The sequence below is a fragment of the Lysinibacillus sp. NPDC056185 genome (assembly GCF_047737915.1).
Classification (GTDB): domain Bacteria; phylum Bacillota; class Bacilli; order Bacillales_A; family Planococcaceae; genus Lysinibacillus.
Genome location: NZ_JBLLLQ010000024.1, coordinates 1 through 13742 on the forward strand (window position 1 = coordinate 1; position 13742 = coordinate 13742).

A 13742-nucleotide genomic window follows, 5' to 3' on the forward strand; every position below is an offset into this window, starting at 1 on the left:
GACACATATTGTTTTACCGATAGCATGAATTAGGCTATCGAACCGCATACAATATCCAATTTTCAATGAACGAGCGTGTTTTATAGACTTTTACTTGTCTATACATGAAATATAACACCCTTTCAGACAATTAAGGTAGCAATAGTTACCTCATGTCTGACCTCACTTTTATCCCATGTCTAAAGACGGGCTACACCCTGCATAGGCTTTCTCGTTCGGAAAATCTGTAACAAGCCTTCATATTTGTAAGTTGCATTTGACTAGCTTCATACATAGACAACTTTATGTTAGGAGGTTTTTAGTCTAATAGCACTTTATTATCCTGCTATGCTTATTACTTATATTGTCTCAAAATAAATAAGGAGAGCATGTAGAAAAAATGATTGATACAAAATTTTGAAACTGTACCTGTAGATTATTATTTTTTTAATCTAATTGTCAGGCATTTCACTATACAAACATAGCTACTAAATCATATTAATAATAGTGTAAAGCTAACTTAGCTTTGCACCTCCTAGTTTGTGGTTTAGGGTCACTTTGGTTCGAGTGACCCTTATTTATTTATCTTTCATTGTTATTTTCATAACTGTACTGATAAAAATATAAGCATGATCCAATGAGTTATCTCAGATTTTGTATGATGGAATTTTCTTCAATGTACTTCCCGACATAAGTTCCACATACAATAACTTTGTGGCTTTTATATCCATCCCTTCCCCTTGAAGTCTTTTTTAGATTAATGTCACTCTTATATTATTTTGTAATTCCATCGTTTAATTTGACTGTAGCGATCTTATAGACACCTTCAGTAATATTTTGGAAAACCTTTTCTTATTATATTCGTATATTTATTAGAACTAATATAAATGAGGTGACGAAAATGATTGCTGGATATATTACTTGTATTGTTCTTGCATTCATTATTATTTTCATGGGTTATCTGATCCATATAAAAAAGAAACTGTGGCTCATCGCAGGTTACCAAGAAGAAAGTTTTATTGCTGATAAAGATAAACTGGCTAAGCTATTTGGTGTTTTCTCATACATAGTAGGTATCGCTACTTTTCTATTACCTTTTGGACTAGAATTTTGGGGTCTCATTAGTGGCATTTTATATGCGGTTGGTATATGTGTAGGAACAGTAGCCACTTTGGTCTGGAAACAAATTATAAATAAGCCACTTTAAAAAGAGTCTTTAAAACGAAGACCTTTATAGAAATTATAAAAATATCCCCTTGAATTTAGACACGGACAACATTGTCTACTTCAAGGGGAACATTTTTATGCCATGTGTAATTCTAAAACATTTCGTTAGTCATTCCACCACTTTTATCTAAACGATACTTTTCTTTTATCTTTCCGAACAATGAAAAACATGTAAAGGCTAAATAATAAAATGATCATGACTGTTACTGCTAAAAAATATGTATCTTGAATCTTAAACAAGAAAGTATTCAAAGAATTTAATAATCCAGCTGACATCAACAATAACCAATAATTATTCTTTCTTTTTGATTGATCACCGTTATTTAGATAACTAGCAGAAAGCCAGATAAAGAAAGGTAAATAACAGACAATTGAAAAAGTTAGAATAGCCCATCCAATAAACGACATAGTATAAACACCTCCTAGAGCCTATCTTATTTTATACGATTGACATTTGTAATAGTTTCAATTTTATTATTCTGTAAAAATGTTACTTACAGAGTTTTCAAAATTTCGTGGAACACTATTCAAGCTATCCCTTTCCCTTTTTGAAATTGAGTAATTCCTCATCATTAATTTTCCGGATTTTTAATTCAAGCTGAGTAAAACCAAGATGAATACCTCCCCTCCATTCTAGACCTAGACATATTATAGATTGTAGAAGGGAGGGATATTTCATGGGATATTACGGCGGAAATTTTGGTAGCTGTTGTGGCGGTGGCTACGGTGGTTACGGTGGTGGCTATGGCGGCGGCGGCGGCTACGGCGGTGGCTGCGGTGGCGGTTACTATGGACATGGCGGAGGCCATGGTTCAGCATTCGCATTAATTGTAGTTCTATTCATTCTTTTAATTATTGTTGGTACAACATTCATGTATTAATTTTTCCAGTACTTTAGATTCTATTCAGATCTATAATGAATAAAGTTAATGCTATTTATCATTGTCACAATTAATCATTTCCATAACCTCTGTTACTAAATATCAAATACCTAGTAATAGTAGGATAACTAACCAGCCTAACATACTACAGTGAAAACAAAAAGGTCACTTTTGTCCGAGTGACCTTTTATTTTAGATTGTTCAACTTTTCTTTCCATTCAATATCATTTACTTAAATAATAAAATAAAACCGCTACAATAATATTTGGTAAAGCAATGTATAAGGAATGTAAAGTAATATTATTGCGTTCGTCCCGATGTTCTGTTGTTTCGGTAGCAAAATTTGCTCTCATCCGATCCCCACTAACCATGGACCCTGAAAAAATCATTGAAATGACAATGAAGATACAGCCAACCGTGCCTGAAACTAAATAAATCTTTTCCATTCCCCACAACATCATCGAGATCAAAACACCGCAAAGTGATAAGAAAACCCCAATTAGTAAATATTTCACCTCAAATCCCCCCTATCCTTATTTTACGTTTGATTACCATACTTTGTTTCACTTTTGTAATCATTGCTTAATTTTCTTTTCAATTTTAGGAGTGACAGTGTTTGGCTTTGGAGATAGTACCAGCCAAATATTTATAGTTGTATATGTACTTCTTTACGTTTTTATGCCAAAAGGATTTTTAAAATAGATTACCCACACAAAGAATAATAACCAACACAAATATCATAAATAAGGATGGTTGCTATTCAACGAACGAAGCAGGTTAGTTGAATAAGCATTTTGGCTAGTTTTAACTTGTTTTGACAGCATCAAACAAGGAAGAGCAATTAGATATTTCTGAAGGGATAATGAGTTAATCATAAGATACTTTTATTGAAAGGAAAATGAATCATGTTTTTCATAGCATATTTACCTATTTTTCTTTACTTATTATTAGAATTTTATAGAAGTTCACCTATTAAAGAAGAAAAACGAAATCTTGGTTCTAGTTTTTTTATCGGGGTAGTTTTAGCCTTGATGTTAACCATTCCAGAGATTATTTATTTCTTTACAATAAATAAGATTAATTCATTGCTGTTTTTTGGTGTTATTGTCGGGCTAGTTGGTGTATGGATAAGATTTTATTCAATGAAAATCTTAGGGAGATTTTACAGTAGGAATGTCGGAATGCAGGGGGAACATAAGTTAATTCAAAACGGTCTATATAAATATATTCGCCACCCTGGTTATTTAGGGTCTTTTTTGACCTTTTTAGGATTTGCTATATCTTCATCTTCGTTCATTGCCATTATTATAAATATCATTTTATTTTTCCTTGCGTATTCGTATCGTATAAAAATTGAAGAGAGAATTCTTGTTACATTGTTTGGTGAACAATACAAACAATATCAGTCCAATACTTGGCGAATTATTCCGTTTCTATACTAGAGATTTTAGGATAAAGTAGATTAAATCTGCCTCTTATTTTTAGGCTGTTTTCTAAAAGATTGTTGCTGTTAAAACATAAAAACAGAGTTAATCTACAAAATGTGTAGAATCAACTCTGTTTTTATGTTTGATATTTCGAAAATCGAATATTTAACTAAGCAGCCGTTAGTTGAATATAGTCGTGAATTATGTTGTTCTGTTGTTATATCTTTTTATTATAGTTACTAAAATTGCAATAATGAAAACGATGATACTATTGAATAATAAATATTGTGCTAGTTGCATTCCGTAAAATACTGCAAAAGCATCACGAATAATAAATATTGCTAATGCACCACCGATTGCCCCAAAGAAAACTGCTGATAACAATATTGTAAAAGCAGCAGAATATAAATTTTTCTTTTTTTTGTAGAATATAAAGCCAATGATATTTGCAATAACGATAAAAACTCCCATAAGTGGTAATAAAAAATTAGCCATTTAAATCCCTCCTATTATAAACATATTTTACCACTAAAACTAAAACTTTATTGAATTATTCTGCTCCGATAGTTTAATAAGAAAAAATGGGGCTGCTAATGCAACTCAATGTTCTTCAAGTAAAGCACCCCTATAGTTTAAGTAGATTTCTTCACAAACTTGTCTTTTTTAAACCTAATTAATTATTACTATTTGAGTTAATTTCATAATTCTAATCCCTTTAGCATCAGGGGTTCCGATACAATAAAAAACGGGCACCTCCCCAAATTCGGTATAATGGTAGCGTCTAAACTAAACCATACTGAATGAGGTGAATGCCCTATGACTATTGTAAAACAAATGAGCCTATTTGACATCCAAGAATTATTGAAAATGGAAAGTTCCCGTCGTTTCGATGCGATTTTTGCCACTTTCGACGTACAACCGATTTTTCAGTTGTTTTTAAAAAGGACATTGCGTGGTGCCCCACGTGAACTAAACTATGGTGCGATGATTCAATCACTGATTATTCGTATTGTCGAGCGTATTCCAACGATCAAGGATTTAATCAAACGTTTGGTCAATGATCCTTTATTCCGTTTAGATTGTGGGTTTCTTGTTTCGGATGTTGTGCCTTCTGAAGCGTCTTATTCCCGTATGAATGAAAATAAGCCTTTTCAAGATCTGATTCTTGAAAAAGCTTATTTTTTGAAGTTGTTATATACTTCCTAAATATTCTACAGCTAACTCTACCTCATTGATATCATTATCCAAGGATACCTTATATGCTTTACCATTAGGTTTTGAACTAACGATTTTATGTATTTCTTGATCGATAAAATGAACGGCTACTCCATCATCAGCGGCAATTCCAGATGAGAGTTTATTAGCTTTAACCAAATTATGATAAGCAGGTCTTCGATTGATTTCTCCATCATAATGAGGGCAATTACTTCCTGGGAGAAAACCTAAACATAATATCGGCTCTAATTCTCCTCCAAATGAATCCGTTATTCCTTCCTCGAACCAACAAATTGAACCAGCGCTTATGCCTGTTAAAAGGATTCCCTCTTGCCATGCCGTCTTAAAAATGCTATCTAACGACCACTCTTTCCATAAAGCTAAAAGGTTTTTAGTATTTCCTCCGCCAACATAAATAATATCTTTTTCCATAATAAAACTTTCTAAATCTCGAGTTGGAGGAGAAAAAAGTGATAAGTGGGACGGAATACATTGTTGTGAGTTAAAGAAAGAATAAAATTTTGCAATATAATTTTCCGAGTCTCCGCTTGCAGTAGGTATAAAGCAAATCTTTGGATTGGCTTTGTTAGATTGCTGTAAAATATATGTATCTAATAATGGATTATGAGGCTCCATAGAAAAGCCCCCTCCTCCTAATGCAATAATTTGTTTCATCTTCCCCCACCCCTTTTTGAAAATACTGTATTTTCTAATTATATAAAACTTCTAGAGGAAACGCACCCATTGGATTAAGAACTTTTTCATTTTATTATTGGTGTAGGTATACCATTTCTCCAATCCTTAATAAATGAGGATTGGTGAGGATTAAGATTTAAAGGTATTTCATCTCTCGATAAAAAGTACAATTCGCTACTTTCATCATTGATTAGTAAAGTACCTTTATAATCGCTTGAGTAAAAAATTATTTGAACACTAAATACTTTATCTCCATTTGAATACTCTGCAAAACCATTTTTACCAGAATATAATCCAAACAATGTTATATCGTTCAGAATAAGATTCGTTTCTTCAAAGACTTCCCTTTTAACGGTCTCTTCAAAAGTTTCTCCGATTTCCAAGATACCTCCTGGGATTCCCCAAATATCACCGTCAGTCCTTTTTTGTAAAAGAATACGTCCCCTATCATCTTCAATTATTGCTCCACAGCCAATAGTCAATAGAGTTTCATGCCCGATCATCTGTCTCATCGTTTTAATGTAATCATTCATAATTGATACCTTCTTTCCTTGTTGTAGATTCCTAAAACATTCTTTTTCACAATTTACTATTTCAGCCCATTAAAAAGCGAAATAACCATAAACATCCTTATTTTACATTGTTTCTCCAATTATAAATATACAGGGTTCAATAATGCAAAAAAGCAAGGCTCAGATCACATAAAAAAACTGAGCCCTGCCTATATTTATTATCCATCCTTATTACTTAACTTTTGAATCTCGAGTAGCTCAGAAATCGTTACAAATTTATATCCCTGCTCTTCAAGCTCTGGTAAGATTTTTTCTAATGCTTTCACAGTTTGCTCACGATTTCCACCGCCATCATGAAATAACACGACACTTCCAGGCTTAGCACCTTTTAAAACAGTATTGACAATTTTCTTTTCTCCAGGACTTTTCCAATCAAATGTATCTAAATGCCATGACCACATGACAACTTTATACCCTTCTTTTGCTATTGCATCAATCATGGAATCCGTATATTGGCCTTCAACTGGTCTAAATAAAACAGGGACATAACCTGTAATACCATAAATTGTTGCATGTGTTTGTTTTATTTCTTTCATCAAATTGGAAACATTCGTTCTAAAAGGATGCGTATATGTGTGAATGGCTAGTTCGTGACCTTCTTCATGTATACGTAAAGCGAGCTCTGGATTTTTTTCTGCATTTTCACCCACAATAAAGAATGTAGCCTTTGCATTGTACTTGTCTAATATATCTAAAATGTCAGGTGTGTACTTTTTATGAGGACCATCATCAAAGGTTAAGGCGATTACTTTTTCATCCGTATTAATATCCCACAAAATTTGTCCTGCCTCTTCGTAATACTTCCTTCCCTTGTCTGCAAAAGATTTTTCATTTACAAAAAATAAAAATACCCCGAAAAAGCATAAACCAATCAGCAGATAGTATTTCCTCAAGTTTTCACCTCCTGCAAATAATTATTTCTAATCATTATTATTTGAGGTTTAAAGTAAAAAATGCTTTTATTTTTGTTCTTTTAATTGTATATAAAACCAATAACAATCCAAAATGAATATAAATAACGCTGCACATTCTAATCCTAAAAATGTTATATTATTTGGAAGGAGTGTGATTATTTTGATAATAAGTGTAAAGAAAGAGGATTTAGATTTTAATTGCTCCAGTTTAAGTCAAAGGTGTTTCGAACCGCTCATTAAGATTTATAAGGTAAGAATGTCTGAAGAAACTAATATCGGTGTAAAAGAACGTTTTTATGAGGAACTTACAGAAGGTCAAAGAGCATTATTTATGTTTCATGTTTATTATAACCATATTAATAAATCTCTTATCGAATTTTATTGGTGGAGTGCTTATTTCATGGCACAGTCTAAAAAATGGGCAGCTCTCAAAGCCTGTTTTAAGTATTTTAATGATGAATCTTTTCTTTTACTCCTTGAAAATATTGAACAGGAACTAAAACAACATAATCACCCTACTACATTAGAGAATTTTACAATCACTCGAGAAGAATTAGATCAAAACAAAGAGCTCCATGCATCATTTGAATCGCTATATGCAATATTCGAAAACATTTATCCAGCTACTATAGAAAAAATAAATATTTTCATCGAAAAAAATTTACAAGACTTTATACAAATTGAAAAGTAAGGGGTATTTTTTATGGCAACTATAGAAGACTTTATAAACCTTGATATTAGAATTGGGACAGTTATCCAAGCGGAAGAGCTTCCGAAAGCAAGGGTTCCTGCTATTAAAATGATAATTGATTTTGGAGAAGATATTGGCATCAAGCAATCCTCTGCTCAAATTACTAAACGCTATACGCCAGAAGGAGTTGTTAATAAGCAAGTAGTTGCGATTGTTAATTTCCCACCGCGTCGTGTAGCAGGCTTTAAATCTGAAGTTTTAGTGATTGGCGGAGTTCCTGTAGAAGGAGATGTGATTTTATTAGCTCCTGATCAGCCTGTACCAAACGGAACTAAAATTAGTTAAGTTTAGGATTTTATGATTTAATATTAAATTTTTTTATGAATCTATTTCACAGGCACAAAATCTAATTTAAATTACATCAACATCATATATTTAATAATGTAAAGCTAATTTAGCCTTACACCTCCTGACTTGATACTAAGGGTCACGAATGTGTGGCCCTTTTATTATTTTGTAACATCTAGTACCACATGTTACAATTTTTGTTACATATAAATTGTAAGTAGAACAAATCCCCTAAATCGAGAGGATCATAGAAAATGAAAATTTATTTTGATTGGTGTTACATCATTAAAATCTTCAAATAAAAAATAGAAAGGAGCCTGATAATCAAGAGAAAAAGGAGAGAACATTATGATTAACAGACAAGCAACAACTAATGACTATGAAACTATTATAAATCTTTGGGATAGATCCGTTTCCAAAACCCACGATTTTTTAAGTTTAAAAGATAAGGAAGACATTAAACAGGAAATTCCTATGTATTTCCCACATCTTGATGTGAGACTTTGGTTTATAGAAAATGGATTGATAGGTTTTTCAGGCACCAATAATCAGCACTTAGAAATGCTGTTTTTAGAACCTACTGAAATAGGAAAAGGTTATGGAAAACAAATAATACAACAACTCATTAAAGATTTTAATATAAGGTCTGTTGATGTTAATAAAGACAATGAAAATGCAAAGATATTTTATTTAAAAAATGGTTTCACGATTGTCAGTGAAGAACCAACAGATAGTTCAGGCCGCCCTTATCCAATATTACATCTTGGATTGAAGTAACAAGAGAAATTGCCCTCCCTTCCACAGGAGCAAACTGAAATACTTAGAAACATTTCAGATAAGTTAAATCGATATAGTTAAATGTGAAATCTGACTGAAATCAAACTTATAACAACAAGTTTGACTTCAGTCTTTTTTGTAATTAAGCACGAAACTTACCTTGAATCCCCTATTTTATACAACTGATAATATCCAAATTAATTATGTACTTAAACAGAATTTTCCAATAAAATGATATGTATAAATAACGATGAAAAGAGGAATTTTTGTGGAAACTGAAAAAAGCTGTAAATCCCTACTCAGGTTAAATGCTTTGTTTGCACTTTTCTTTTTTCAATTATTTTGTGGTATTATGGCCATTTGTATGGGCATCGTTTTAAGAAGTGATTATCATGCTAAGAAGAATGGACTTGTCTTAATTATTGTAGGAATTATAGTTGGGATTGCCGGATGGGTACTCAATTATTTATTTATGTAGGCTATGAAAAGTTTTAAGCAAGAAAGCACTAACATGTATTCGTCCGTCAGTGCCTTCTCGTATCAATATGGTGCTTATTTCTTCACTTTTGAAAGTGTCATACCATCACCAATTGGAATAATGATCGACTCTAATTGAGGGTGGTTCGCTACTGCTTCGTTGAATTTCTTCATTATTTCCGTATATCGTTTTGGTTTGGCAGTTGGATCTGCCACACTTCCTGCAGCAAGCACATTGTCAGTAACTATGATCGCATCAGGATTTGCTAGTTGTACACAGTAATTTAAATAGTTTTCATAATTATCCTTATCAGCATCGATAAAGAAAAAATCGAATCGTTCATTACTTTGCACTAGCTTTTCAAGGCTTTGCAATGCAGGTCCTGTTATATATGTAACTTGTTCACCAAAACCCGCCTTCGATAAATTACTGTAAGCTAACTGTGCGTATTTTTCCTCTAATTCTAGAGAAGTTAATGTTCCATCACTGCCGAACCCTCTAGCTAAACAAATTCCACTATATCCACCGAGAGCCCCTACTTCAAGAATGTTTTTAGCTCCTGTCATTGAGACAAGCATTGTTAAAAGTTTTCCAGAGGAAGCTGAAACGGAAATGGCGGGCATTCCGTTTTCTTCAATAGATATAATGACCTCCTCTAAAATCGAGTCTTCGTTATGAAACACGGAATCAATGTAATGATTAATTATTTTCATTCAGGTTCTTCCCTTCCTCATCATGATTTAAAGATTTTTCATCATCTTCTTGACTGTCGGATGTAGCCATCGTTTCGGTTTCGTGTAATTCAAATAATTGAATGAACTCATTGATGACCATATCAATGGCTTTTAATTCACCCACTAATATTGGCTGAATAGATTGAAACTCCGGTTGTTCTAATTGCTGCTTAATCGTTGCACGCTTTAGATTCATCATTTCTAAAAAAGCAATGGCTCTTCCACGTCGGAAAGTTTTAGCTCCACGTTGTTGAGAGCCGTCTCTTCCTCTATGACGTCCTCCACGATGATGTCCCTCTTCTCTAAATTCCTTAAATTTTTCGCTTCTCATTTTTATCCTCCTCACAATGTATACATTTGCATACACTTCGTTTCAATTTGATTGTATACAAATGTATACACCTTGTCAATCATCCTTCTCTTTAATTTCCATTATTTCACCGCAAACATTTAAGAGGTTTGTAATATTTACCTCTGCCAGTTTTTCCATTAAACTGTAAATATCAGCTAAATTAATTTGGGAGTGAAATTTATTGAAGAAAAAATCCTGTTTATTATTTGTGGTATTGTTTAGTTTATTTTTAGTTGGTTGTAATGAAAAAGGCACAGTAGCTACTATTAAATCTAAAAAACCTGATGCAGCAGAAGTTTTAAGATTGGACAACCAAGCAGATATTTTTCAATGGAACGGTAACATTTTAAAAACCAATATAGAATGGATTGATGAACTTGAAGTCAATGAAGATAAAAATATTGGTGAGATAGAATTTAATGCAACTAAAGCTGAAGATTTTAAAAATGGTACAGCTAACCTTTTACCCATTGGTACAAAAATTTATTCTGTAAAAGAACGTGATGATATTTTCATCGTGAAATATGACAATGTGGTTAAACGATATTTAGTACTATCTGAGGGCTAATTTACTAGAAGGGAGACGAATATGTTCATTCATAATACAGTTACAGATTTTACCGATAATTATGTGCCTACCATTGATTATTTAAAGAAATATTATAAAAAGCATGCGAGCCATTTTGAAGAATACTTTCGATTTCATTGCCATAATGTAGATGAAAAAATGAAAATGGCTATTCCAAAGCACCAGGAAAAGATTTCAGCGTTAATTGAAATAAAAGATAAAATGCCTAAGCTTATTCGTGATATTGCAAGGGACTTTGAACAGATGTACGATATTACATTTACAAAGGATGTACATCTGATTGTAGGTTTATATGGCAGTAATGCTTTTACTTACCGACAGTTCATACCAGAAATTGCATTTTGCTTAGAGAAACTTTCCCCTCTAGATCGCCATTTACAAATTATTATTGCTCATGAGTTTGGGCACGCTGTACACCATTTATTATCCGAAAAAAGAGGTATTAATTGGGCAATGGTAGACTGGGAGAGCCCATTCACTTGGCTTTTACAGGAAGGCATTGCAACGCATTTTTCTACAAAGGTGGTAAGTGCGAGGAAAGATGAATATTTTGCATTTGAAGAAGACTTAGAGTGGCTAACATTTGCTTCAAATAATAAACAAATAATTATTGAAGAGTTTTTAAGCGATGTAACTTCGCTCGATGCAAGAGCAGTGTTTCTTGAATGGTTCTCTATTAATGGAGGTAAACGATTTGGTTTTAATCGCTTAGCTTATTTTATCGCTTATGAATTCATGCAAAGCAGCCTTCAAGAACTCACAGAATTGGATGTTATTACATTATGGCGAGACGTAAACTATCAAGATGTTATTTATCAACAATTAACCAGAATGGCAAAGAAAAATGTATGATTCGTCCATATCTTTTTGGGGAGGTCACCTTTCATTTTTGAAGGTGACTTTATTTTTTAGCCTATGGGCGAAAAGAAAAGACGTCATAAGACGCCTTTTATTCATTTAGTTTATCGTTCATCTCATTAATTAGTTGAACAGCTTCATCAATATGAGACACATCCAAAATTTTTATGTCGATATTTTGTTCCTTTTGAATCTGTGCGGCTTCTTCTGCATTTTTAGTGGGAATAATTATAAACGGTAAACCGTATTTTTCTGCGATTAGCATTTTTTCTTTTAGTACCCTTATTGGTAAGACGTCACCCGTTTCGCTTATTGCCCCAGTCACTGCAATGGCTACGTTGTTTTGTAAATCGCCTCGTATAATGAGTCCTGTTAATGCTAGCCCTAACCCAGCACTATTTCCACCAATATTATCCTGATTAAAAAATTCATTAATACGTACATCTTCTTTACCTAGATAATAATTAACGTTGTCTTTCATTTGCTCTACTTCATCCTTCTGAAGATGAAGCCACTTTAATATTTGCTGATTTTTGCTCTTGTACAGAACAAAATTCGTAATTTCATCCACATTTATAAAAGGAACTTGCTGTTTATTTAAAAGATCTTCAACAGATTGAATACTCTCCATTAATTGAAAATCTACTCTATTTACGCCTATTAAATAGATTTCACTACCTTTGGCATTTAATGGCTCAGTGTATATGTATGCGACATGAGAAGTTCCTTCATAAAATATAAGAGGCAATTCGAAGCAAAACAGCAAGAACATCATGCAAGTAGCGAGCGTGATTTTTCTTTTATATATTTTGTTTCTCAGTAAGATCCGAGCTATTAATAAGATGATAAAATTAATCAAGAGTATAGCAACAAAAGAAATTCCACCTATCACGTCTTGAAGATACAAAAATAAAATTACACCATAATAAAGAAATATTAAAAAGATAGTCACGATATAAAGCAAACTTCTTTTACGATTAGAAATATTATCCACTCCTTACTTTAATATTCGTCTATTTTCAAACTTTAAGACATTACATGTAATTTCACATCTCAGTTTATTTATTCCAGAAATACGCCGAGAATCCTTCTTATTCGAAAAATGAGTCATTTTCTATAGCTAGCATCTTTTTAACAACTGAGTCCATTAGAGCTTTAGTTTGCGTTCAATCAACATTTCTAATTGATTGTTACTTATTCCTATTTTTAGGTAATCATTCTTTCAACAAAAAAAGCGTTAATCCTTATCGATTAACGCCTCCAAAGCTCTACCAACCTTTTTTCAGTTTCTTTTTGTCCTCTTCTTATTTAAAATCTAATATGCAATACCTACACGCGATTTCACATATTCCTTACTCTGAATTTGTTGATATGCAAACTCTGCGGTATCTGCTACAGATATTTCTACCCCACCATCCGGTAAAAAGTCTCGTTCGATACGATAGCTACCTGTGTATTCACCATCAGGTAAGTATGTCGGACAGACGATTGTCCAATCAGTATTAGAGTTCTTCAAGAAATGATAAACTTTATGATGTTCCGCTGCCGCAAAAGTTGTTTTTCTTTTGGATTCGCTCGATTGATAACGTAAAATACTTGGAGTCAATCGACTTTGTAGAATACCAGCCGTTCCGACAGTTATAATTCTTTTTACGCGCTCTTTTTCCATTGCATCAAGAATTAGCGGCATACTTTCAGTTAATGTATTAGTGCCATCTGTGTTTAATGCACTCATCACAATATCAACATTCGCCATGACATTTTCTATATCTTGTTTTTCTAAAACATTTCCTTGTACAATATGTAAATTTTCATCATTTATTTGTAGCTTATTTGGGTGACGAACTAAAGCTGTAACGCTATGTTCATCTCGTAACGCTAGGGAAACAATATGGCTACCCACGCGCCCAGTGGCACCTAAAACTAAAATTCTCACTATGATCACCTCTTTTCTTGATTATAGCATACAAATTTTTTGTAACTATTTAGAAGTTTCTTAGCGTG

Annotated in this window: 19 protein-coding genes and 1 pseudogene; 10 read left to right on the forward strand and 10 right to left on the reverse strand. The window is 32.8% G+C overall.

The genetic code is table 11. The features are described 5' to 3' along the window. Positions 1–880 precede the first annotated feature (880 nt). The gene (locus ACMZ42_RS19705; protein ID WP_415732477.1) at positions 881–1186 is read left to right on the forward strand and encodes a DUF3784 domain-containing protein; all 306 of its coding nucleotides are present in this window, start codon (positions 881–883) and stop codon (positions 1184–1186) included. Positions 1187–1329: 143 nt separating this feature from the next. On the opposite strand, the gene ACMZ42_RS19710 is transcribed toward ACMZ42_RS19705, so the two are convergent. Further along, the gene (locus ACMZ42_RS19710; protein WP_415732478.1) at positions 1330–1614 is read right to left on the reverse strand and encodes a hypothetical protein; all 285 of its coding nucleotides are present in this window, start codon (positions 1612–1614) and stop codon (positions 1330–1332) included. A 269-nt stretch (positions 1615–1883) separates the two neighbouring features. Here ACMZ42_RS19710 and ACMZ42_RS19715 point away from each other — a divergent pair, with 269 nt between their 5' ends. Continuing rightward, a complete protein-coding gene (locus tag ACMZ42_RS19715) occupies positions 1884–2087 on the forward strand; it encodes a YjcZ family sporulation protein (protein WP_415732479.1) in 204 nt (67 codons plus the stop codon). 224 nt (positions 2088–2311) lie between these two features. On the opposite strand, the gene ACMZ42_RS19720 is transcribed toward ACMZ42_RS19715, so the two are convergent. Continuing rightward, the gene (locus tag ACMZ42_RS19720; protein ID WP_415732480.1) at positions 2312–2602 is read right to left on the reverse strand and encodes a DUF5316 domain-containing protein; all 291 of its coding nucleotides are present in this window, start codon (positions 2600–2602) and stop codon (positions 2312–2314) included. A gap of 390 nt (positions 2603–2992) precedes the next feature. Here ACMZ42_RS19720 and ACMZ42_RS19725 point away from each other — a divergent pair, with 390 nt between their 5' ends. Further along, positions 2993–3529 (forward strand): methyltransferase family protein, encoded by a 537-nt coding sequence (locus tag ACMZ42_RS19725; protein ID WP_415732481.1) that lies wholly within the window; start codon positions 2993–2995, stop codon positions 3527–3529. Positions 3530–3715: 186 nt separating this feature from the next. Here the strand turns inward: ACMZ42_RS19725 and ACMZ42_RS19730 are convergent, their stop codons facing one another. Next, positions 3716–4009: a 3-isopropylmalate dehydrogenase gene (locus ACMZ42_RS19730; RefSeq protein WP_402871669.1), complete on the reverse strand. Its 294-nt coding sequence runs from the start codon at positions 4007–4009 to the stop codon at positions 3716–3718. A 321-nt stretch (positions 4010–4330) separates the two neighbouring features. On the opposite strand from ACMZ42_RS19730, the pseudogene ACMZ42_RS19735 reads away from it, so the two are divergent. After that, positions 4331–4648 (forward strand): annotated as a pseudogene (locus ACMZ42_RS19735) (transposase); the annotation flags it as partial. A gap of 57 nt (positions 4649–4705) precedes the next feature. Here the strand turns inward: ACMZ42_RS19735 and ACMZ42_RS19740 are convergent. The 3 genes from ACMZ42_RS19740 to ACMZ42_RS19750 form a co-directional block, all read right to left on the reverse strand. Continuing rightward, complete coding sequence (locus tag ACMZ42_RS19740; RefSeq protein WP_415732482.1) at positions 4706–5404, reverse strand: Type 1 glutamine amidotransferase-like domain-containing protein; 699 nt, start codon at positions 5402–5404, stop codon at positions 4706–4708. A gap of 86 nt (positions 5405–5490) precedes the next feature. Next, positions 5491–5958 (reverse strand): NUDIX hydrolase, encoded by a 468-nt coding sequence (locus ACMZ42_RS19745; RefSeq protein WP_415732483.1) that lies wholly within the window; start codon positions 5956–5958, stop codon positions 5491–5493. A gap of 197 nt (positions 5959–6155) precedes the next feature. Continuing rightward, entirely contained in the window at positions 6156–6890 is a 735-nt protein-coding gene (locus ACMZ42_RS19750) for a polysaccharide deacetylase family protein (protein WP_415732484.1), read from the reverse strand. A 181-nt stretch (positions 6891–7071) separates the two neighbouring features. Between ACMZ42_RS19750 and ACMZ42_RS19755 the strand changes: the two genes are divergently transcribed. From ACMZ42_RS19755 to ACMZ42_RS19770, 4 genes are all read left to right on the forward strand, one after another. Beyond that, a complete protein-coding gene (locus ACMZ42_RS19755; RefSeq protein WP_415732485.1) occupies positions 7072–7602 on the forward strand; it encodes a hypothetical protein in 531 nt (176 codons plus the stop codon). A 12-nt stretch (positions 7603–7614) separates the two neighbouring features. After that, entirely contained in the window at positions 7615–7947 is a 333-nt protein-coding gene (csaA, locus tag ACMZ42_RS19760) for a chaperone CsaA (RefSeq protein WP_415732486.1), read from the forward strand. 351 nt (positions 7948–8298) lie between these two features. Then, on the forward strand, positions 8299–8727 hold the full coding sequence (locus tag ACMZ42_RS19765) for a GNAT family N-acetyltransferase (RefSeq protein ID WP_415732487.1): 429 nt from the start codon (positions 8299–8301) through the stop codon (positions 8725–8727). A gap of 268 nt (positions 8728–8995) precedes the next feature. Next, a complete protein-coding gene (locus ACMZ42_RS19770; protein ID WP_415732488.1) occupies positions 8996–9205 on the forward strand; it encodes a hypothetical protein in 210 nt (69 codons plus the stop codon). 74 nt (positions 9206–9279) lie between these two features. Here the strand turns inward: ACMZ42_RS19770 and ACMZ42_RS19775 are convergent, their stop codons facing one another. Both ACMZ42_RS19775 and ACMZ42_RS19780 read right to left on the reverse strand, forming a co-directional pair. Beyond that, positions 9280–9918, reverse strand: a complete 639-nt coding sequence (locus ACMZ42_RS19775; protein ID WP_415732489.1) for an O-methyltransferase — start codon at positions 9916–9918, stop codon at positions 9280–9282. Continuing rightward, entirely contained in the window at positions 9905–10270 is a 366-nt protein-coding gene (locus tag ACMZ42_RS19780) for a hypothetical protein (protein WP_415732490.1), read from the reverse strand. Before ACMZ42_RS19780 ends, ACMZ42_RS19775 begins: the two co-directional genes overlap by 14 nt. A gap of 202 nt (positions 10271–10472) precedes the next feature. Here ACMZ42_RS19780 and ACMZ42_RS19785 point away from each other — a divergent pair, with 202 nt between their 5' ends. Both ACMZ42_RS19785 and ACMZ42_RS19790 read left to right on the forward strand, forming a co-directional pair. Further along, positions 10473–10859, forward strand: coding sequence for a hypothetical protein (locus ACMZ42_RS19785; RefSeq protein ID WP_415732491.1), 387 nt, complete (start codon positions 10473–10475; stop codon positions 10857–10859). Positions 10860–10880: 21 nt separating this feature from the next. Next, positions 10881–11732: a hypothetical protein gene (locus tag ACMZ42_RS19790; RefSeq protein ID WP_415732492.1), complete on the forward strand. Its 852-nt coding sequence runs from the start codon at positions 10881–10883 to the stop codon at positions 11730–11732. 97 nt (positions 11733–11829) lie between these two features. On the opposite strand, the gene ACMZ42_RS19795 is transcribed toward ACMZ42_RS19790, so the two are convergent. Then, complete coding sequence (locus ACMZ42_RS19795) at positions 11830–12369, reverse strand: S16 family serine protease (RefSeq protein WP_415732493.1); 540 nt, start codon at positions 12367–12369, stop codon at positions 11830–11832. Positions 12370–13053: 684 nt separating this feature from the next. Next, positions 13054–13674 carry an NAD(P)-dependent oxidoreductase gene (locus ACMZ42_RS19800; RefSeq protein WP_415732494.1) on the reverse strand — a complete coding sequence of 207 codons (621 nt, stop codon included), beginning with the start codon at positions 13672–13674 and terminating at the stop codon, positions 13054–13056. Positions 13675–13742: the final 68 nt, after the last annotated feature.